Origin of the sequence: Streptomyces ipomoeae 91-03, assembly GCF_000317595.1 — a bacterium.
GTDB lineage: Bacteria > Actinomycetota > Actinomycetes > Streptomycetales > Streptomycetaceae > Streptomyces > Streptomyces ipomoeae.
Window position 1 is genome coordinate 1 of record NZ_AEJC01000278.1, and the last position, 20,555, is coordinate 20,555.

General features: G+C 69.3%; 20 protein-coding genes and 1 pseudogene. 10 read left to right on the top strand and 11 right to left on the bottom strand.

What is annotated here, in order from left to right:
* The 6 genes and pseudogenes from casA to STRIP9103_RS18430 form a co-directional block, all read left to right on the top strand.
* The coding region (casA, locus tag STRIP9103_RS18410; RefSeq protein ID WP_009314434.1) for a type I-E CRISPR-associated protein Cse1/CasA at positions 1-977 on the top strand (977 nt) is incomplete at its 5' end.
* A gap of 61 nt (positions 978-1,038) precedes the next feature.
* A complete protein-coding gene (locus STRIP9103_RS18415; RefSeq protein WP_009314432.1) occupies positions 1,039-1,713 on the top strand; it encodes a type I-E CRISPR-associated protein Cse2/CasB in 675 nt (224 codons plus the stop codon).
* A gap of 1 nt (position 1,714) precedes the next feature.
* Positions 1,715-2,932: a type I-E CRISPR-associated protein Cas7/Cse4/CasC gene (gene cas7e, locus STRIP9103_RS18420; protein WP_009314426.1), complete on the top strand. Its 1,218-nt coding sequence runs from the start codon at positions 1,715-1,717 to the stop codon at positions 2,930-2,932.
* A 32-nt stretch (positions 2,933-2,964) separates the two neighbouring features.
* Positions 2,965-3,429 (top strand): annotated as a pseudogene (cas5e, locus tag STRIP9103_RS52795) (type I-E CRISPR-associated protein Cas5/CasD); the annotation flags it as partial.
* 85 nt (positions 3,430-3,514) lie between these two features.
* Complete coding sequence (locus STRIP9103_RS52800) at positions 3,515-4,936, top strand: Mu transposase C-terminal domain-containing protein (RefSeq protein ID WP_267950630.1); 1,422 nt, start codon at positions 3,515-3,517, stop codon at positions 4,934-4,936.
* Positions 4,933-5,802, top strand: a complete 870-nt coding sequence (locus tag STRIP9103_RS18430; RefSeq protein WP_009314419.1) for an AAA family ATPase — start codon at positions 4,933-4,935, stop codon at positions 5,800-5,802. The genes STRIP9103_RS52800 and STRIP9103_RS18430 overlap by 4 nt, the downstream gene beginning before the upstream one ends.
* A 574-nt stretch (positions 5,803-6,376) precedes the next feature.
* Here STRIP9103_RS18430 and STRIP9103_RS18435 read toward each other — a convergent pair.
* From STRIP9103_RS18435 to STRIP9103_RS18455, 5 genes are all read right to left on the bottom strand, one after another.
* The gene (locus STRIP9103_RS18435) at positions 6,377-6,586 is read right to left on the bottom strand and encodes a hypothetical protein (protein ID WP_009314423.1); all 210 of its coding nucleotides are present in this window, start codon (positions 6,584-6,586) and stop codon (positions 6,377-6,379) included.
* A gap of 68 nt (positions 6,587-6,654) precedes the next feature.
* A complete protein-coding gene (locus STRIP9103_RS18440; protein ID WP_009314410.1) occupies positions 6,655-8,142 on the bottom strand; it encodes a UvrD-helicase domain-containing protein in 1,488 nt (495 codons plus the stop codon).
* An 89-nt stretch (positions 8,143-8,231) separates the two neighbouring features.
* Entirely contained in the window at positions 8,232-8,720 is a 489-nt protein-coding gene (locus tag STRIP9103_RS18445; RefSeq protein ID WP_009314427.1) for a hypothetical protein, read from the bottom strand.
* Positions 8,717-9,544 (bottom strand): DUF6083 domain-containing protein, encoded by an 828-nt coding sequence (locus tag STRIP9103_RS18450; RefSeq protein ID WP_309474743.1) that lies wholly within the window; start codon positions 9,542-9,544, stop codon positions 8,717-8,719. Before STRIP9103_RS18450 ends, STRIP9103_RS18445 begins: the two co-directional genes overlap by 4 nt.
* 223 nt (positions 9,545-9,767) lie before the next feature.
* A complete protein-coding gene (locus tag STRIP9103_RS18455) occupies positions 9,768-10,031 on the bottom strand; it encodes a helix-turn-helix transcriptional regulator (RefSeq protein WP_009314408.1) in 264 nt (87 codons plus the stop codon).
* 625 nt (positions 10,032-10,656) lie between these two features.
* Here STRIP9103_RS18455 and STRIP9103_RS51580 point away from each other — a divergent pair.
* Complete coding sequence (locus STRIP9103_RS51580; RefSeq protein ID WP_234022234.1) at positions 10,657-11,247, top strand: hypothetical protein; 591 nt, start codon at positions 10,657-10,659, stop codon at positions 11,245-11,247.
* Between the two features lie 114 nt (positions 11,248-11,361).
* Positions 11,362-11,520, top strand: coding sequence for a hypothetical protein (locus tag STRIP9103_RS49970; RefSeq protein WP_158696887.1), 159 nt, complete (start codon positions 11,362-11,364; stop codon positions 11,518-11,520).
* A gap of 1,016 nt (positions 11,521-12,536) precedes the next feature.
* Here the strand turns inward: STRIP9103_RS49970 and STRIP9103_RS53130 are convergent.
* The 6 genes from STRIP9103_RS53130 to STRIP9103_RS18490 form a co-directional block, all read right to left on the bottom strand.
* Positions 12,537-12,890 (bottom strand): GmrSD restriction endonuclease domain-containing protein, encoded by a 354-nt coding sequence (locus tag STRIP9103_RS53130; protein ID WP_324605688.1) that lies wholly within the window; start codon positions 12,888-12,890, stop codon positions 12,537-12,539.
* On the bottom strand, positions 12,791-13,078 hold the full coding sequence (locus tag STRIP9103_RS51590) for a hypothetical protein (protein ID WP_009314413.1): 288 nt from the start codon (positions 13,076-13,078) through the stop codon (positions 12,791-12,793). Before STRIP9103_RS51590 ends, STRIP9103_RS53130 begins: the two co-directional genes overlap by 100 nt.
* A 123-nt stretch (positions 13,079-13,201) precedes the next feature.
* Entirely contained in the window at positions 13,202-14,098 is an 897-nt protein-coding gene (locus STRIP9103_RS18475; RefSeq protein WP_009314415.1) for an IS3 family transposase, read from the bottom strand.
* A complete protein-coding gene (locus STRIP9103_RS50670) occupies positions 14,095-14,412 on the bottom strand; it encodes a transposase (protein WP_009314429.1) in 318 nt (105 codons plus the stop codon). The genes STRIP9103_RS18475 and STRIP9103_RS50670 overlap by 4 nt, the downstream gene beginning before the upstream one ends.
* 209 nt (positions 14,413-14,621) lie before the next feature.
* Positions 14,622-17,255, bottom strand: a complete 2,634-nt coding sequence (locus tag STRIP9103_RS18485; protein ID WP_009314436.1) for a DEAD/DEAH box helicase — start codon at positions 17,253-17,255, stop codon at positions 14,622-14,624.
* Entirely contained in the window at positions 17,252-18,112 is an 861-nt protein-coding gene (locus tag STRIP9103_RS18490) for a hypothetical protein (RefSeq protein ID WP_009314411.1), read from the bottom strand. The genes STRIP9103_RS18485 and STRIP9103_RS18490 overlap by 4 nt, the downstream gene beginning before the upstream one ends.
* A gap of 171 nt (positions 18,113-18,283) precedes the next feature.
* Between STRIP9103_RS18490 and STRIP9103_RS18495 the strand changes: the two genes are divergently transcribed.
* Both STRIP9103_RS18495 and STRIP9103_RS50675 read left to right on the top strand, forming a co-directional pair.
* Positions 18,284-18,763 carry a hypothetical protein gene (locus STRIP9103_RS18495; protein ID WP_009314437.1) on the top strand — a complete coding sequence of 160 codons (480 nt, stop codon included), beginning with the start codon at positions 18,284-18,286 and terminating at the stop codon, positions 18,761-18,763.
* A 1,586-nt stretch (positions 18,764-20,349) separates the two neighbouring features.
* Positions 20,350-20,523: a hypothetical protein gene (locus STRIP9103_RS50675; protein ID WP_009314421.1), complete on the top strand. Its 174-nt coding sequence runs from the start codon at positions 20,350-20,352 to the stop codon at positions 20,521-20,523.
* Positions 20,524-20,555: the final 32 nt, after the last annotated feature.

Below are 20,555 nucleotides of genomic sequence, written 5' to 3' on the forward strand. Positions count from 1 at the left end.
CCCTGGGCCGCACCCTGTACGAAACCCTCCTGGCCGGCGTGCCCAAACCGTCCCGGCTATGGCCGGACGCCAAGGACCGCTGCCCCTGGGAGGAACCGCTGCCCGACCCGGACCTGGACAACGGCCCCGACCCCGATGCCGCACCACCACCGGTGTCCTCCCCGGGCCGACTGCTGACCGGCCGCTCCCGGCACGCCGCCCTCCTCATCCCCGCACCCGACGGCCGCCACGTGACCGACGCCTACCTGACCTGGGCCAGCCAGAAAAAGCTCCCCGCCCTCGACCCCTATCTCATCCACCACGTCCATGCCGACCAGCCCGTCACCCAGCGCCACAAGCCGCGCCCTGCGGACGCCGACCGGGCCCTGTGGCGGGACCTGGACGCCCTGCTGCTGGCGGGCGATGAGGACGACCGCAAAGGAAAAGCGGACAAAGGCCGCAAGAGCTACACCGTCCAGTGTCCCGACGCCTTCACCACACTCAACGACCTGCCTGCTGACCTGCGTGCCGCCTTGCGAGTTCGGGTCTACGGCTTCGACCAGGACGACAAAACCCTCAACCGCACCTGGTACACGGCCCTGACCCCGCCAATCTGGCCCTGGACGCAGGAACACGACCCGGCCGCGGCCGAGCGCCTCGCCGAATGCCGCAAGGCCGCCGAGGAGATCGGCGAACACCTCGATCACGTCTCCAAGAGCGCCTGGAGCCAGGTAACTTCTCCGTCCGGCGACAAGGCCGGGCGGCCGCCGAAGCGCCTGCCGCCCTGGACCCACAGCGCCCGCACCCTGTACTGGCCCCGCGCCGAGGCCACCTTCTGGACTCTTCTGGACCACCCCACCCGCGCCGCACGCTCAGCGTTCGCCGCCGACGCCGTCCACGCGCTACGCGCCGCCACCCGCCCGGCCATCGCCCAGCACTTCCGTGCCGCCGAGGCCATCGCCCTCGCCGTGGCCCAGTTGCGCCGCCACAGCCACTGACCCCCCGAACCTCTGCCCCCTTCTTCATCCCGCTGCCGCCCCACCCAAGGCCTTCGCACCCATGTCTTTCACCACCGCGCAACGCCGCGCCCACTACGACGACTTCGTCCACCAGGTCATCACCCTGTGCGCCGTCAACAGCATCCGCGCCGACCTCAACTCAGGGTTCGGACGTCCCATCGCAGAGTGCCATCGGATGCCAGAGCACCTCACCCGGCACATCGCCGGCTTCGGAGCACACCGCGCCCACTACACCGTGGCCGGCCTCATCGCCCAGGACCGTGACCTGCCCCACGAAAACACCCCCTACCAGCCAGAGTTAGTCACCCCACGCAAGGACCACACCGCCCGCGCCACCATCACCGCACCGGCCGCCACCGATGCCCCACCACCACCGGGCCCGGCCCCCGCACCACAGCCCGGCCCGGCCGCCCGGCCCTGGCGCAGCCGCCCCGACCTCGGAACCCACCTCGCCATCGCCGTGGCCCGGTACGGCTTCAAAGAAGCCACCATGACCAACCGCATCAAAACCCTCACCAAACTCGACACCCCGCTGCTGCACCCCCGGCTGTGGTCACTGACCAGCCACCTGCACAGCCGCAGCGCCGCCCGCCTCGACTTCGCCGTCCTCCTCGAAGACCTGGCCTGGTGGGACCACGACCAGATGGAGACCGCCGCCCGCTGGCGCGAGAACTACTTCCTCACCCTGCACACCCTGTCCTCGGAGGAGCACTGACATGGCCGCCTACGCACCCGCCCGCTACGTCGACTTCCATGCCCTGCACCCGCTGCCCGCCTCCGTGCTGAACCGGGGAGAGGACGACCCGCCCAAAACGCTGCAACTGGGCGGCGCGGTACGCGCCATGGTGTCCTCGCAGTCCTGGAAGCGGGCCATCCGCCTGCGCCTGGAGGACGACCTCGACGAGCACGCCGCCCGCACCCGCATGCTGCCCCTGCGCGTCGCCGACGCCCTGCGCGAGGCCGGCTGGCCGGCGGACCTGGCGGCCTTCGCCGGCGCCCAGATCGTGCGCTCGGCCACCAGGGAAGGACTGAAGACCGAGGAGAAGCAGGGAGGCATTACCTCGGTCACCCTCTACCTGCCGCGCACCGTGCTCGATGACCTCACCGACCTGTGCGCCGAACACCGCCAGCAGCTGGAAGAGGCCCTCGCCAAGGAGAAGGCGCAGAAGGCACAGGAAGCGGAGGCCGAGGCCAAGGGCACCCGCAGGAAGGCAAAGAAGGAGAAGACGGAGGCCGTCCTGCCCACACCCACAGTCGCCGCCCTCATCCGCCGACGCACGGCCACCATCAATCTCTTCGGCCGCATGCTCGCCGAAGTACCCGGTGCCCAGGTCGACGGGGCCGTGCAGATGGCCCACTCCTTCTCCGTCCACCAAAGCAGCCAGCAGCCCGACTACTTCACCGCGGTGGAGGACTGGTCACTGCCCCACGAGGCGGGCAGCGCGCACCTGCAGACCGGCTTCTTCACCACCGGCCTGCTCTACCGCTACGCCACCGTCAACCTCACCGAACTGACCCGCAACCTGGGCGGCGACCACGACCAGGCCCTGCACCTGCTGGAGCTGTTCACCGAGACCTTCATCGACGTCATGCCCGGCGCGAAGAAGACCGCCACCGCCCCGCACACCTATCCCCACCTGGTCCACTACGCGGTACGCGACCGCCGCCCGGTCTCCTTCGCCGCAGCCTTCGAACAGCCCGTCAAAAGCGCCCCCGGCGGCGGCTACACCGTCCCCGCCGTCAAGGCCCTGTCCCAGCACGCCGGCGCACTGAACCGGCTGCTGGGCCCCCGCCGCCTGATCGGCTCCGGCTACGCCACCGCGCACGACGCACCCGTCGACCACCTCGGCACCGCGCACGCCAGCTTCGACGACCTGACCGACGCCCTCACCCAGACCGCCGCCCAGCCCTCCCCGACACAGGCGGCCGCATGAACGGCATCCTGCTGCGCCTGGCCGCCCCGCTGATGTCCTTCGGCGAACACGCCGCCTTCCACTACCGCGACACCTTCCCCTTCCCCACCCGCTCCGCCCTCATCGGCCTGTTCGCCGCCGCGGACGGGCTCCAGCGCGAAGAAGCCCTCGCACCCGACCCGGACACCGGGAAAAGCCCCTACACCGACCTGGAGCTCACCGTCCGCATCGACCGGCCCGGCATACGCCACACCGACTACCACACCGCCGGCGGCGGCCGCCCCCACAAACAAGGCCTGCGCACCAGCGCCGGCGACTACCGCCCCCAGAACAAGTCCACCCTCATCAGCAGACGCGTCTACCTCGCCGACGCCGTCTTCACCCTCGCCGTGCAGGGCCCCGACCCGCTCCTGGAACACCTCGTCCAGCGGCTCGAACAGCCCGCCTTCGGCCCCTACCTGGGCCGGCGCGCCTGCATCCCCGACGAGCCCCTCGTCCTGCACGGCCCGCACCCCGACCCCGTCGGGGAACTCCGCCACCACCTCCCCCGTCCGTACCGTCGCCGCTGCCTTCACCGTCCACTGGCGCACCGTGCGCCGCTGGATGGACAACGCCGACACCCACAACGGCACCTACACCCCCCAAGGCCGCCGCCACTTCACCCTCACCCCGGCCATGCACGAAGCCCTGGCCCGATGGAACGGCAACGCGGCAGCCACCTACCGCGAACTCGTCGCCGACGGCATCTTCGGCAGCCCACCCCGCGTATCCCAGGCGACCTTTTACCGCGCTGTAGACCGGGAACTCACGCCCGGCCAGCGTGCTGCCCTCAGAGGGGGCGAAGCCGCCCGCCGCCGACACGATGTGCACGCCTTGCGCCCGCACGGCAACCGCAACGACGTTTGGGAGACGGACCACGTCGAAGCCAGCGTCTTCGTCAACGTCGACGGACGCCGCTGCAAACCCTGGATCACCTGGTTCATCGACCACGCCACCGCCATTATCTGCGGGCTGGCCATCACCCCCCACCAGCCCAGCCAGGACGCCATCCTGGCCGCCGCCCGCGACGCCATCCTCTGCACTGATCACCACCGGCCCTCCGGCGGCATCCCCCGCAAGATCCGCACAGACCGCGGCCGTGACTTCCTGGGCAAGTGCGTGGACGAGGCGTTCAAAAAGTTCGGCACCGAACTGATCGTCCTGCCGCCCTACAGCCCTCACCTCAAAGGCACCGTCGAAGCCATCAACGGCGCCGCCAAGCACATGCTGTTCAAGGGCCTGCCCGGCTACGCCCACACCCCCCGAAGCCGCCGCGACCGCCGCGGCCAGCCCCTGTGGGCCCTGGACGAACTCCTCGACTACGAAACCTTCGTCACCGTCGTCCTTGACTGGGTGGACTGGTGGAACAACGACCACACCATCGCCCGCCTCTACCGGCGCACCCCCGCCCAGGCCTGGCACGCCGACCTCACCCCCATCGACACCCTCGACCCCGGCGACCTGCACACCTACACCCTCACCGACGGCGGCCCACCCCGGAAGATCACCAGCAAGGGCGTCCGCTGGAAGAGCGCCTACTACGTCGGCGAGTGGATGCACGGCCACTCAAGCGCCGGCGAGATGGTCCGCCTGCGCCACGAACCCCACCACTACCACCGCGTCGAGCTCTACGACGCCGACACCCTCACCTACCGCGGCCCCGCCTTCCGCAGCGACGAGATGAGCCCCCGCCAAGCCCGCGAACTGCGCAACGCCCGCCGACGCGAAGCCGACCGCTACGCCGCCAAAGCCCACCGAGCCCGCAAGAACGCCACACCCCGCTACGCCGCCACCAGCGTCGCCGCCGCGCCCGAGCCCCTCAACCGGCTCACCGCCAGCCAGGCAGCCGCCCAGCTACGCGAGCTGCAGACCCCGGAAGGTCACCTGCAGGCCGAGGCCCGGCCCGACCTCCTCAACCGGCCCCAGCCCGCCTCCACCCGCTGGACCAAGCCCCTGTCCGCCCCCAAGCCCCAGGACACCGAGTGACCCACCCGACCACCACGCCCGAGAGCCAGTCGGCTACCGGCCCCAACTACCACTACATGGGCCTGCCCGAGGCCCGGGCCATGCTGACCAACGCCAGCGCAGAGACCTACGCCAACCTTGTCACCACCCTCAACGCCGACGCCGGCAAGGGCGCCATCATGTGCGTCCACGGCGGCGTCGGCCTCGGCAAGACCTTCGCCGTCAACAGCCACCTCGACGACCTCGCCCCCCACACCACCCTGCGCATCAAAGTCGGCTCCGCCAAAATCCAGGCCCTGCGTGCCGCCCTGTACAAAAAGCTCGAACTACCCGGCGAGGCCCCCCTCAACAGCACCCGCTGCGAAACCATGCTCAAAGAAGCGCTGTCGGAGACCCCGCGCGTCCTGGTCGTCGACGAAGCCCAGTGGCTGGACACCCGTGCCTTCGAATTCATCCGCGAACTCTGGGACGACGAGGACACCCGCCTCGCCGTCGTCCTGGTCGGAGCCGAAACCTGCTACCAGAAGATCAAGAACCGTCCTGCGCTGGATTCCCGCATCCTTGTCTGGCAGCGCTACAAGCCCCTCACCCCCGCAGAAGTCCTCACCGTCATCCCCAAGTACCACCCGCTGTGGGCGGACGTACCCACCGACGAACTGCTGTGGATCGACGACGTCGTCTGCCACGGCAACTTCCGCCAGTGGGCCAAAATCACCTACCTGCTCTGGGAACAGCACGGCGGCACAGGCTCGAAGGGGACCGGTAGCACGGGTCCGACGAACCCGGCCACTCCACATGGCGCGGCCGCACCGCTCCATCCCTATAGCCGGGACCTCGTGCGCGCCGTCCTCAGCCGCCTCGACCCCACCCAACGTCACACCGACTGAAGCGTTCCCACATTCACACCGTCCCGGCGTCTGGGCGCATCCGCACCGCCACCAGAGCTGGCGGTGCGGCACCGGCAACTATCCGCGATACTCCACGCCGAGTGACCCTCAACGTGGGGGAGCGGCTGGCACATCCACCCTCCCGGAGGTGTCGATAAACGACCAGCCCGCCACAACCAACGCGAGCCGGTTGCCCCGGAGCCCACGTCTAGGTCCACGAAGCCGTGCTCGACCGGCGCCCGCTCACTGCTCAGCAGCGGGTTGGCCGCGTTCGTTGAGGGCAGACCCCCACCCACGTGGGGAACAACCAGGTGGTGACGCCACCGGTGGTGCGGCCCTGGATAGACCCCTACTTGCGTGGGGATGACCCCTTGCTGACCTGCGAGGCCAGCTTTATCGATAGAGAATCTTACTCATGTGGTCCGGGCAGCAGTCAGCAGTGCCTTCTGCCGGGGGGTAAGGCGGAGCACGCGAACCGGGCAGAACAGGCGGGCCAGCCACCGGCAGTGGCGTTGGCGGACGAGCCGCACCTCTCGCGTGGCAACTTGCCCCGGCGGCTATGGACGCGGGCTGGTTAGTGGCTGTTGTCGGTGAGGGTTCCGCGCTGCACCAGCTCCTCGGTAGTGCAGCCACGTCGCTGTGCCATCGCATGGAAGGTTTCCCGCTCGCGCTGCCAAGACAGGGCCCGGTCGGCTGCCGTCTGACGGATGTACTCATCAGCGGACAGGCCCAGAGCGGCAGAGTGGGCGGCGATCGCCTCTTGCTCTGCGGGCGCGAATGTCATCGTGACCTCCTTTGGTCGGTGGGCCTGCTCGGCGGGAGCCCGGGCTTAACCCTGCGCAGGTCATGACGCTACCCGTTGCGCAGGCTTCGGCCCGCGCTCGGCGTGGTGGGGTGGGTGTTGATCCATGAGAGGCCGCCGAGGTCGAGTTGCTGGCGGGCGCGGGTGACGGCGACGTAGGCGAGGCGGGCGTCGGTGTCGTTGACGGGTTCCGGAATGGGGCGTCCTTGGTCGTCGTGCTGGTCGGTGTTCTTGGGTGGGGGGAAGTCGTCGGCGATTTTGACGGTGGGCCATTCGCGGCCTTTGGCTGTGTGGGCGGTGGAGACGGTGACGTCGGCGTGCTTTTCGTCGGTGAGCTGGTCGACGGCGGTGAGGATGGCGTCGGGTCCGTGGGTGTCGACGAGGTCGACGAAGGGCTGGACGTCGCGGCCTGCGGGGTCGTGTGCGGCGTAGTCCTGCAGTTCGCCCCAGGAGGCGAAGAGAACGAGTTCGGGGTGGGAGGTGCGGCGGCCGCCTTTGAGGTCGCGGGCCGAGAGCGCCAGCGCGGCCAGCTGCTGCTTTCCCCGCGTGAGCGCGACGCGGTGGCCAGTGGAGAGCAGTCGCATGACTTCGGCCATGGCGCCGATGTTGGTGCGGCACAGCACTGCGTCAGGGCAATCCAGATCCCCGACCTCGGCAGGGATGGTCTCGGTGCCGGTCAGGCGGATGGGGGCGTCAGCGAGCGTGAGCCACCGGTTGGCTTCTTCGGCGATCAGAGGGCCGAAGCGGAAGGAGCGGGTCAGGGTGAGGGGTGTGGCGTCGAACCCGGTCATCACGTCCCGGGCGCCGCGCCAGCCGTAGATGGCCTGGGCGGAGTCGCCGACCATGACGAGCTGGGCGTGGCTGCGCTGGGCGGCGAAGACCTCCTCCAGGACCGGATTGGTGTCCTGGGCCTCGTCCAGGAAGAGGAAGTCCGCCTCGATCTTCGGCTCGGTCAGGGCCCACATTTTCAGGTAATGGTCGTGTTCGAAGCGGACCACGCCCTGGTCGGGGTTGTGCAGGTCGGCCCAGGCCTTGCTCGCGAACGGCATGACAGCGCTGGTGAGCTGGGCCTGCTCGCTGGGTGTGTTCAGGCCGCGCAGGCGTGGCACGTGGTGGTGGGCCAGGGTGCGGTCGGCGGAGTGGCAGTAGCGGGTCACGGTGCGCAGCACGGTGTGGGAGAGCGCCCGGGGGCTGATCTCATGATCGCCGATACGGACCGGCCGGGTGATGCCGAGTGCCTGGCCGGCCTTCCAAGCCGGCTGGCGGGGACTGTTGAGCCGGCTTGTGTAGCGGTGGCCGACGGCGGCATAGGCGGTGGCGTGGGCGGTCTTGCACAGCACCGTGCTGGGGAAGCGGGTGGCGGCGTCCCGGGCGATGTCCTTGTTGAAGGCGAGGTAGCGGCCGCGGCGGTGGGTGCCGGCGGCGAGCAGACCGAGCGTGCTGGTCTTCCCCGTCCCGGCACCGGCCTGCAGGACGAGGTGGTGACCGGCCCGGAAGGAATCGACGGCGTGGGCCTGTTCGTCGGTGGGCGTGTGCAACAAAGGCTCCGCGAAAGAGAAGAATCGAGTCAAGAGACAGCAGGGGCGTCCGCAGCCGCCGCGTTGGGGCGCTGCGCGGGGGAGAGGCTTTACCGTGCGGTTGGTGCGCGGCGGTGCTGACGGCTGAGCACGGAGCTAGTAACGCAGGCCAGGACTTCTTCGGGAGCATGGCGGGCGAGCAGGCTCTCCAGCCGGTCCTCCAGGTGCCGGACGCGTTCCTGTGCGTTCTGGGCAAGGGCCGCGGTCACGCGCTGGCTGAGCACGTCCTGCGGCCGCTGTCCCACGACAGCTGCATCCCGGTGCAGAGCCCTGTCGGCGGCGTGACTGAGGGCGATGTTGAGCAGGACCTTGCCGCGCCGGCTGGGGTAGTGCGTGGTCAGGAGGCCGATCGGCAGTCGTGTGCCCAGCCGGCGCCGCAGCAGGTGCAGGGCGCCGCCGGGACTGGGTGCGCTGTGCACCACCATCATCCGGGTGCGGTCCGCGTTCGCGTCCAGGGGCACCCTGCGGCGCGCATGCCGGAGCTCGCCCAAGCTGGCGGGTCTGGTCAGGGTGATCTCGACGGCGTGGTACGGCGTCACGGCCGGGCCGCCCCTCGTGCACGGCTCGCGGAGCCGGGGCGTCGGGTGCGAGCGGGCAGGCGGGTGCGGATGTGCTCGTGGTGGCGGAGGGGGTCGAAGGGGTCCCAGTCGGCCACTGCCAGGTCGGCGGCCGTGGGCGTGGCGGCGTGCTGCGGACAGCGCTGGGCGCGCCACCGCAGCTGCTCGGCGTACGGAAGTCTGCTGAGGTCATAGACCGCCATGACCTCAGCAGGCAGGGCCAGTTGACCGCTGGTTGCGGTGGCCGGCATCAGCACCCAGGTGCCGGCCGGGGCGTCGGGCGTGAGCAGCGGGCTGGTGCAGCGGTGGCGGCGCCGGGTCTGGGCGACGCACTGGATCTCCTCCACCGGGCGGGCGGCGAGGTAGCGGACATACAGCAGTTGCACGATGGGCCTGGCCGGCCGGCAGACGGTCGGCTGGGGTGTCGGGTCGTCCGGCGGGGCGGGGGAAGGGGTAAAGGTACCGGCGTCGATCAGGCGGCGGGAGTTCACGGCCAGTACCCGGCGCAGTTGGGCCAGCTCGGGGGGAGTCGGGGGAGTGTCTCGGGCGGGGCAGACGAGGGCGTGCGGCAGGCGGCACCAGCTGCTGCCGTCTCCGGCAGGGTGCGCCATGCCGGAGCTGACATGCCAGCGGCACCCGGCGGGCACCCGTGCGGCCGGCAGTTCGTGCGGGTGGAGACGGACGGGGCGCCGATTGCCGCGGTGGTACCACTCGATCCGATTGCCGCAGGCGCGGCACCGGTCGCTCTGGCCGCAGCGCAGCAGCCGGCTGGCGCTGCCGGGGGTGACCTGCAGACAATGGCGCACGCGGTGGGGGACAAGTGGGCTGCCGTCCCAGTGCCGGGGCGTGGGGGGTGGTGTGGAGCGCATGCGGGCGAACCTGCCAGCCAACACGCCGAATCCATGGCAGCGCTGCCGCCGGATCGCCCGGACAGCCCCACGCGGTGTGACTGGAGTGCGAATTGTCGATCGCGTGTTCGGTGCTGTCTCGCTGGTTCGGGTGATCTGCGGCAGCCGCTCGGGCTGGGTGTCAGTCCGGGGTCGGTCCGGGCAGGTCATGCCCCCGGCACAGGGTGCTGAAGAGCTCGTCGAACGGGGTGTCCAGGGCGTGGGCGAGAGCGTGCCAGGTCTTCAGTGTGCCGATGGTGCGGCCCTGCTCGATCTCGATGACAGTGCGTCTGGCCAGGCCGCTGCGGGAGGCAAGCTCGTCATAGCTCCACCCGCGCGCGGCCCGCAGGCGCGCGAGCTCGAACCGCAGCGCAGTGAGGTCCGGATCGGGCGGCAAGATCGTCACCCGTCCATCCGACGGTGCAGACCCCTGCACTGTCGGTGCATACCTCTGCCCTGTTTCGGCAGGTGGCGACATCCACAACAGGGCAGAGGTCTGCACTACGGTGAGCGGCCGCCCCCAACAGCCAAAGACGGGACCGGCGCGCACGCGACAGGAGGAACACGCGCCCATGAGGCCGCGCACAACACGCCCAGCGACACCACGCGCCTGGACCGTGGAACTCCGCACACGCCCCAACGGGCTCACCCTCGTCTGCCACCAATGCCCGCACGGCACAGGACAGGTCACCGCAGCCTCCGCTCGCTCAGCCGCCCTCGCCCACCTCGCACGACACGCACGCAGCAACCTCCTCCCCTCGCACCTGCGGATCTGTCAATGCCACGAACGCGGCTGCAACTGGCACCCCCGCCACCGCGGCTGCGCCGGCCCCATCCACCTCCTCCTCGCACGCGAACGCGGCGGACGAGTATGGCGACTCGCCGACACCTGCAGCGCCTGCGCCACAGCGACAGTCCAGGCCGCCGTCGTACCCGACACCGTCCTGGTCCGCCCACCGCAGCAGCCAGCAACCGCCCGGCGGCGCAGACGACTTCCCAGAGGGCCGGGCGAACACGTCCGGGTGCGCGAAATGCTCAGCTACCTGGCCGCCGCCCTCCCGCCGGGCACCTCGGCCGCCGCCCGCCTGCTCGCGCTGCAATGCGCGCTACGTATGAACGCCACCATGCAAGTCCGGCTGCCCAAAGGCATACTGCGCAGCCTCCTCCTCGGCAACCAGGGCCTGCTGGACGAGTTGGAACGCGCACGATGGCTGAGCATCACCCCCACAAACGCCGCCAACGAGATCGCTGCTGAACTGCTCGACGCCGCCCTGCTCGGCCAGGCCGCAGCCCGCCCAGACCGCATGCACGCCGCGGACTGGGCACTGCGCGCCAGCTCTCCGCCCACGACAGGGACAGCCGGAGCACTACTGCAGCTGGCGAGCCTCTACCTCACGGCACACACCGCCCCGGAAACCGGGGATGGTCTGAGCGAACTCGACCAGATGGCACGCGCCTGCGGCATCCAGCCCGCAGAACTACCCGACGCGCTTGACCAATTGGCCATGACAGGACTGCTCAGTTCATGGACGGTATGTCCGGATTCAGGAGATCTGCACTGGGTCCTGGCCCGCCAGAAGGGGCACCCACCTGAAACTGTCGCTGGAGAGTTCCGATCGTAGGGAATCGCATGAGGAAGCTGTTCCTCCCGGACGCCTGGCGGGTGTTTCACTCATTAGTGTGGCGACGCGCCGAACAAATACCCCTCGCCGCTTCCGTAGGCAACCCTTCGTCGGGTGAGTGGTGTTGTCCTCAGAGCACGCGTTCGGCGCGCGGGGATCGTGTACCTGATCCTGCCGGTTGTGGGCACCGCGGGAGCACTCCTGGTCACCCCGCGCCTGGAGGACTCGGCGTCCGTGCTCGCGGCACTGCTGCCGACCTGGGCCGGCGCCTAACTGGTCCGGAGCGCCTACCGGGCCGACCGGGCCCAGGCGGCTGTGGCACGCAGCCCCGCCGAGACCGCCCACCGGCTCGCCGACGCCTCACGGCGGCAGCCCGGCGCGCAGCTCGACTCCAATCCGCTGCCGGGTCCGGACGAATTGTGTGACATCACCCCCCACCCCGACCGACACCTCCGTTGACCCCCGCCTCTTCGGGGCCCTCATCCCCGCTGCCTACACCCCAGTCCCACCCACCTCCCTGGACCGTCCAGCAGGCCCACGACACCTTCGTCCTCCTCGCTGTTCGCTCCAGTTCCCGGGCACGCCGCCGCCCTGGGCCGGGGAGGGGATCCGGCGTGGAACGCGCCTGGTCGTTCCTGCCTAAACACCTCGTCCGTGCCGCCTGACGAACGGCCGCCCTGCAGGACAACCCCCGACACTGTTCGAGGGCGTCCAAAGCCAGAGTCGCAGGGTGCAGCAGCGCTTGGGGGAGACGGCTGACATGGGCGCTGCAGGGGGTGACTCGTTCGATTTTCGTCACGGCACCTTCCGCAGCCCGGTGCTGGGCGAGAGCATTCAGCAGATCTATTACGCCTCGCCGTCGGTCAGGCCCAGGCGTCGGGGTGCGTCGGTCGTGGTTGCTTTCACGGGCTCGAGGGCCTTGGCCATGTCCGGTCCGAGTACGCATGGTGCCCTGGCGGGGTGTCGATTGCGTCCAGGACATCGTCCTTGGCCTCCGCGCTCCAGTCTTCCGGCCTGGCTGTGTCGGCGAAGTGACAGGCGTTGTCGGCGATCTCTTCGGTGTACTGCTCCACGCACGGCCGGGGGTTGTGCGGTGTCATGCCCGTGCAACGAATTCCGGACGGAAAAGATCGCCGACGCTGCGGAGGTGCGCCGGGCGAGGGTCAGCGGGCGAGGGTGACTTCGATGGTGGGTCCGGGCAGCCGTCGAGGACTTTGGCGAGCGCGGCCTGTTCAGCGGGGTCGACTGCGAGGCCCCAGCGGGTTTTGATCGCGATCCAGTCGGTGGCGTCAGCGGTAGATCTCGGCGGGCGACTGCCAGGTGGTCGGGTCCTGGTCGGCCTTGGAGCGGTTGCTGGCGGCGGAGACGGCGATCAGCGCGCGGGGGTCGTCGAGGTCGTTGGCGTACGTCTGGCGCTCGGCCGCGGTCCATCCGGAGGCGCCGGAGTCCCAGGATTCGGCGAGGGGGACGAGGTGGTCGATGTCCAGGGCTCGGGCCTGGGTGAAGGTGGTGTCGTCGTAGGGGGAGTGCCAGGAGCCGCCGCTCAGCGCGCAGTTGGTGCCCTGGGCGCGGGGGCGGTGACGGCTTCTTCCAGGAGGACCTCGCTCCTCGTGGAGCAGCCGTCGCGGTCGGCATCGATCCAGTGCCGGAACTTCGTCCGCTCATACCCGGTGCGGTCTTCGTCCTGGACGGGGAGGGCCTGAAGTGCGTCGCGGGCGGACAGCACGACAGTGTCGCCGGGGGCGGCGTACGCGGTGCTGGTCGGGGCGAGCAGGACAGTGAGCGCGGAGACGACGGCAGCCGCGGCACCGGCGGCACGGGCGAGACGCATGAAGGGGTTCCTTTCGAAGACCACAGACAGGTCGTGATCTTCGTAGTGGTCCCGGTCGCCGGTTGTTCGCCGGTTGGCCGTCGGCTCACCTGAAGTTTCCCCGTGATCTTGGACACGTTTTCGTTACGCCGCGAGGGCTTGATCTTGCTGGTAGCGCAGGCGTGTCTCGTGGGGCGTGAGGTAACCCCAGTTGATGTGTTTGCGCAGGCGGCGTCTGTTGTAGAAGGTCTCGACGAAGTCGAAGATGTCGGCGCGGGCGGTGGCGCGGTCGGGCCAGAAACGGGTGCCGATCTCCTCTTTGAGTACGGCCCAGAAACTCTCTGCGGCGGCATTGTCGAAACAGCTTCCGGTTCGGCCCATGCTCTGCCGGTGCCCCAACTCAGCTATACGAGCGCGGAATTGAGCGGAGGTGTACTCCGATCCGCGATCACTGTGGATCACACAGCCGGGTTCCAGGCGGCCGAGGCCGGCGGCCATGTCGAGGGCGTCGACGACCAGGTCGGCCCGGTGGTGGTCGGCCATCGAGTAGCCGATCACCTCACGGGTGGCCAGGTCCAGCCAGGAGGCGAGGTAGAGCCAGCCTTCGCCGGTGGGAATGTAGGTGATGTCCCCGACGATCTTCGTGCCGGGGCGGGCGGCGGTGAAGTCCCGGCCGATCAGATCGGGAGACGGGGCGGCCTTGGTGTCGGCCTTGGTCAGACTGCGGCGGCCGGTGCGTCGGCTGGCCCCGGCGATGCTGTGCTCCCGCATGACCCGCTCCACCCGCTTGCGGTTCACCAGCCGTCCCTGGCGGCGTAGTTCGGCGGTAATGCGCGGGACGCCGTAGTTGCCCCGGGACGCGACGTGGATCACCGTGATCTCGTGCGCCAGGGCCTCATCCGCCCGCCGCCGCTCTTCCCGGGCCTGACAGCCGGCCACCCAGGCGTAGTACGTCGAGCGAGCCGTCTTCATCACCTTGCACAGCAGCGTGATCGTGTAGTTGGCCTTCTCTGCATGGATGAACCGGCATATCGCGCTCACCGGTCGCTTTCCTTCGCAAAGAAGGCGGTCGCTTTTTTCAGGATCTCGATCGTCTTCGCCTGCTCGGCAGTGAGTTTCCGCAGCCGCTTCAGCTCCTCGTCCCGGTCGTCCGCGCCAGGTTGGGACCGCGTGACGCCCGGCCCGAAACCGGCACCCTCGGCAGCCCGGGCCTTCTTCACCCAGCCCCGCAGGGACTCCGAGCTGATCCCGAGCTCCCGGGCGACCTCGGTCACCGTCCGGCCCGACGACCGCACCAGCTCGATCGCGTCGCGCTTGTACTCATCCGAGTACCGCTTCGTGTACTTGCTTCCCACCTGGCACTACTTCCTCTGGAACCTCAGATCCCAGTCTCCAGGTGTCCAAGATCAAGGGGAAGCTTCACCCGTCAGAACAATCGCTTCCTGGACAAACGCGTCGCAGATCTTGAAGCCCAACTCGCGCTGTATCTCACTACCTCACTCCGCCACCGTGACCCCGCCCCGGTGCATCGCCAGCTGAGGACGGCACGCTTCCTCGTTCACCATCAGGCCCATTCGATGCCGAGTTCGGTGAGGGCGGCCCGCTGCTCGGGGCCGAGCTTGTCCCGCCTCGACTTGGTGTTGGAGATCCATACGCCGAGCTTGTGTTGGTGCTCCTGGCCGTCGATGACGATGCATTCGACGTGCCCCCGTGGCACTGCCTTCTGGACGCCCTCTCGCTGGATCCACTGGGTGAGGGCCGCCAGACCGCGTTGGAAGGCTGATGCCTTCCCGCCGTCCTTTGCGGCCGGGGCCGGGGCGGGCCTTTCGGCGGGTGTCACGCCCAGCCTCGCGAGCCGCTGCTGCTGCTCTTGGGAGAGCTCCGTCCAGCTGCGGCGTTGCCGCTGAAGCCATTTGCCGAGGTCATCGCCTTCGTAGAGGACACCGGGGGCGATGTCGGGCAGGACTCCATCGGGTTCGTTGGCGGCGAGGTCGGTGAGGACGCAGTAGTGGCGTTGCCAGTCCAGCGGCCACGGGCAGTCCCAGTCCGGATCGATCTGCGCGAGCTGTGCGGCACGGGCTGCCGCACGCTGCGGGTTCTTACCGAGGCCGTCCTTGCGGCGGAGGTTGGCCATGTGCTCCCCGACCGGAATCAGTTCACTGTTGGCGTCGCCCCAGATGGCGTCTCGCCGGGGCGCGAGGTGGCCGTGGGTGCGGTGGAAGGAGCGCAGCGCGGCGAGTTTGTTCTCCCAGGCTTCGTCGCCGGGTTCCCACACCATGCCGGCTTCGTCGAGCAGGGTCTTGCGGTGGTCGTCGAGTTCGCCCGCACGGTACACGCGCCGCTGCTGGTGGACCCACCGCCCGAGGGGGAACGCCTTGGTGACGCCGGCCTCGGTCTCGGCGTCGTACGGGACCGCGTGCAGGCCGGTGATGTGGTTGTCCTTCCGCCAGCGCAGCAGTGCCTGATAACCCTCCAGCCACACCAGGGACTCCGGCCGGTACACCCGGGTACGCAGGAACGCCGCGATCGTCGCCGCATCTCTCGGGGTGGAGAAGTGCAGCAGCGCCGTCTCCACCGAGCCGCCGGTCTCGTCCTTCCCGCCCTCGCCCTCGCCTTCGGCCGCGGTGCCGATGATCCGCCCGTCCTCGTCCCGCTTCACGTGCACCTGCCGCCGCCCGCTGCTCAGCGCCCGGCTGGCGAGCTGTTCGACGAGGTGTTCCGAGTGACTACGGAGTCCTTGGAGGACGGCTACAAGGGGTGCGAACGAGGCGGAGGCGATCATGTCGTCGGGGTCCTCGCCGGGCTTCAGGAAGACGGGCACGATGATCCTGGCGGTCTTGGCCGTGCCGTCGGGGTTCGGGCGCAGGGCCCGGCCGATGTTCTGCACGATCTCCACCTGGGAGCCGCGGGTGTCGGCGAAACACACCGCCTCCACGCCCCGCTCACCGACGATGTCGACGCCTTCGCCGAGCACCCGGACGGAGGCGAGGAAGGCTCGGTGCACGCGGCGGCCCGCGCCATCGATGCCGTTGGCGAACTGCCGTAGGGCTTCGCGTCGTTCGGCGACGAGGTGGTCGCCGCACAGCCATGCCGACCAGACGCGGTCCGGCGGTACGTGGCGGCCGGCCTCCAGCTCGTAGAACTCCGCGTCGATCGACGACTTCGGCAGGGTGCCCGCGTCGGCCAGGGCCTCGTCGGAGACCTCGGCCGCGTACAGCTCGGCGGCCGTCTGAGGCATCTTCTCCGCGAACGCGGCGGCTTCCTCCACCCGCTGGTGGAAGGTCATGACCGTGCGCAGGTTCCGCGCGGCGGCGTGCTCCAGGAGTGCCGTCTGCAGCAGCGCGAGGCGCCGGCCCCGCTGCGCCTCCTCCGACTCCCCGAGGACGGGAGAGGGGTCGTGGATCTCCAGCACGTCGATCTCGAACCCGGCGAGGATGCCGCGTTCGATCGCCTCGGACAGTTCGAGCTCGTAGATCCACTCGCCGTACAGGCCGTCCGGGTCGGAGGCCATGGTCGCGATCTCCGGCTCCTGGCCGTCCCTGCCTCTTTGCGGCCGGGGTGGGGCGAGGATGCGGGGGGTGGCGGTGAGATAGAGCCGGAAGTCCGACGGGATGCGGGTGTTGTCGTGGATCGCCGCCCACGGCCGACCAAGATCACCCGCGGTTGAGTGGGCTTCGTCGACGACCGCGAGGTCGAACGGCGCCATTGCCTGTCCGTACAACCGCTCTCCGCCCGCCAGCGCTGTCTCCAGCGGTCCGCGCACCTTCGCCCGGCCCGTGCCATCCTCGGGATCCTCCCTGTCCACGAGCGAGGCGTACGTGGCGAACACGACCACCGGCCCGTGCCCCGCCCACAGCGCCAACTGGATCGCGTTCGTGGTGGTCCGTACGCCCAGCTGCTCCAGGACGTCGTCCTTCTCCAGCGAGCACACCGCGACCATCGGCCCCGTGTGGCCGACCCTCCGCCACGCCTGAACGGTCTGCACGAGCAGGTCGAGGGTGGGGACCAAGACGAGGATCCGCCCGCCACGGAAGCACTCCAGCGCAGCCCACGCGGCTGTGATCGTCTTTCCGGATCCGGTCGCGGAGACAACGGTTCCACGCAGCCCTCGGGCGGGTGCGGATGACCGTACGGGGAAACCCGCCCACTTCCGGATCCGCGAGACTGCCTCCGTCTGGTGCTCTCGCAGACTGATCATCGCTCAGCTCCCGCCTGGCCGACGGGCCTTGGGCCGTCCTGCGGCATCGGGTTCTCGACCGGAGGCTCCTGGCTCTGAGAGGTCTGCTGTTTGCGGCGCCGGCGCAGTTCACGCTGGGCCTGGGCGCGGGCGCATTCGCGGGTGCAGTACTTGATGCCGCTGGTGCGGTTCTGCCCGTACTCGGCGCGGCCGCGCTGGCGCACGAAGCTGCGGCGGCAGGTCTCGTTTGCGCACTCGCGGATCGTGGCGTCCTCGGCGAGGTGGTTGTACAGCTGGAGGAAGACGACCGACAGGATGCTGGGGTAGCGATCCGTCAGGCCGCCGATGCCGATGCTGAACGGCTTGAGCGCGGCGTTCAGTTCATCTACCAGATCGCTGATCTTCATTCCCAACATGATCTCGCGCATATGGTCCAGGTCGCGCGGCCACGCCTCGTCTCGGTGAGTATTGTCGGACTGCCACTGCGCCAGTTGTTCCTCGGAGACTTCGGCTTCCACGAGTGCGTCGAGGCCGCCCTCGCGCCGCAGGGCCAGCCAGGTCGTGATCGCCGCCTGGGTCTGCGTCACGTAGAGCGTGGCCAGTTCGCCGTGCAGGCAGAACGGCCCGTGGACGGGGTGTTCGCGCTCGGTGAGTCCCTTGAGCCGCTCGTACTCCTCTTCGTCCCAGCCGCTGGTCGTGATGCTGCCACCCAGGGATCCGTAGGTACGCATCATGGCGGCCACGGCGTTGAGATCCGTGGGGTCGAGTTCCATGAATTCGCGCAGGTAGAAGTCCTCCGGCAGCGGAACGGTCCCTCCCTCGGATCGCAGGTGGGGCTCCCAGACGATCCACTCACCGTCGGCCCGTGCCCCGAGCACGGGCCGCAACTCCGGTGCGGGTACGGGAGTTCCCGGCCAGAGCATGGGACGAAAGCGTGGGTCAACGTATGCCGCCATGAGGGGCATCATAGGCACCGGATGGGTAGTACGAATAGTGAACGCTTCGTATCACTCATGTGAGTTGCTGAACTTACTCGAGGGGGCACCGCGGTGAGGCAGTGGCAGGACCGCAAGGCAGTAGGCGATGTGCACGAACACCGAGTAGCTGCCGCTCTGCAAGCACGCGGCTGGACCGTCCACCCCTGCGGACAGGGCACCTACCCGCCCGCCGTACGCGACGCCCTGCGCCGCACCCGCTCCACCCTGCGGTACTTTCCCGACCTGATCGCCGCCCGCGGCACCGACCTGATCACCATTGACGCCAAAGACCGCATGCCCAGCACCGACACCGACCGCTACGCCATCAGCACCGACACCGTCAACGCTGGCCTCCTCTTCACCGCGGCCCACGCCCCGACCCCGCTGTACTACGTCTTCGGCGACCTGAAAGTCCTCACCCCGGCCGAGGTCATCCACTACACCGCCCACGCCTTACGCCACCGCAGCGGCGCCTTCCACCTCGTACGCACAGAGCAAGCGCACCACTTCGACGACGTCTTCGGACCGGCTGCCGCAGCAGTCGCGGCATAGCAGTCACCCACAGTCCAGCGCCCAGTCCAACCACTCCGTAGAGCCACCGTCGCGAGTCTCGGCGAGCCGCCCTGAGCTTTTGCTGATGTGGAGCCAACCTGCCGCGAGACCTCCTGGAGCCCCGATCGAGGACCGGGGCGTCACTCAGGCCCCGAGGGCACGGCAACGCGACCACGCAACGGGTGATCGTCTGATGGCAAAAACTTGCAGAGAATTATTCCCGCACCTAATCGATAATTGGATTCCTTTTTCCTGTACAGCAATGGGTTTTACTAAAATTGCCGTGGGTGGCTCACGGCTGATGCATTTGCCATGCTGCACGGCAGTCATACGTGTGTGATGCGGTGAGTTTTCCGACCTCGCGCGAAGCCGGGCGCGGGCGGGTGTCCTGGCATGTCCAAGTGATGCGGCGAGTGCGGCGACGGTCACGGCGGCGAGGCTGAACTCAAAATTCAGGAAGATCGGGTCGGACGGCAAACAGGGGGGACGCACCTTGCTGAAGGTGATTGTGCTCTGACCTGCGGAAATGCCTATCTGCTGCGTACATGTTGGTGCGGCGGGATCGGGACACGGCGCGCAGACAGAGGAGACACCCGCCCCGGGCGTGGCTGCTTGGCCGCTGATCGACGGCGAATGGCGGGTGACGGCTGATCAGGTTCGATCGGCGGCCGATTCCGGGGCTGATGCTGATCTGGGTGGGCCGATTGTCGATCAGCAGCGCCCGGCCCCGGGGTTCTGGCCGCTTCGGTGGGGCTCCGGCGCTTTTGGTCCGATGCGCCGCCGCCCCGCGTCCCGGCCCCCCGGAGCCGGGGCCCTACGGGTGCCGCGCATGCCGCCCTCGCCCGCGCGTCTGCACGCGTGTGCGCCTGAGGCTGGGTCCGGGGCGGTGCCGGTGCCCAGGACCCAGCGTCCGGTCGGCCGCGCGGGAGCCGGGGCGGTGGCCGCTTGGGCGTCGAGGCGTTCGGCGGCGAGCCGGGCGCGTGGCGCGTCGGTAGCTCGGTGTCCGCGGGGGAGAGTTCGGCTCGGTCGCATCCGGGGCCCAGCGGTCGGCGGTCGGTCATCCGCCCATCCTGGCTGCCCCCGCTGCCCGCTCCGCACCACCGCGCGGGTTCCCGTCCGGCATCTGCGCCGGCGGAAGGCGTGCGCTGCCCGTCCGGTGGGACCGGGGCTCTTAACGCTCGAGATGCGGCGGAATACGTCGAGGCCTGTGTCCGTCATCCCGGCGGGCGCCTTCCGGGGCCGCCCTTTTACGCGTACGAGGAGATCCCCTACTGGATCGGCGGCCCCCATTCAAGTCCAGACCCACTCGTTTTCCCAGGTCAGAAGCTTTGAACGGGAGATCCGGCAGGGGAAGAGTCGACGCCAGCCGCCACGTCTTGCCTGCCCGGTGATCGGGATTGCTTATGCCGTGAACTGGCTGGTCAGAACGGAGTTGCGGAGCTAACTCCCACGCCGAGCACTTTGAGCGCCCTACCCAAACCCCCTTCTCTCCCCGTTTGAGAAGGAGCAGGAGCAGGCCAACACATCTCCGCCCAACTGCCGCACGTCCCATCCGGGCGTGCCCACGTCCCAAGGGGGAACTACCCATGTCCACGCTTGCTCTGCTCGTCGCGCTGCTCCTGGTCGTCGTCGTGGTGCTGCTGGCAGCCGGCGCCGCGTACGTCGTGCACCGCCACCCGTCGTGGGGCCAGCCGCTCGCCGCCGGGTTCGGCGCCGTGACCGTCATGGCCGCGCTGGTCGGCCTGATCCTCGCCCTGTGACCGGCCGTGCCCGTGCGTGGTCGGACCTGCGT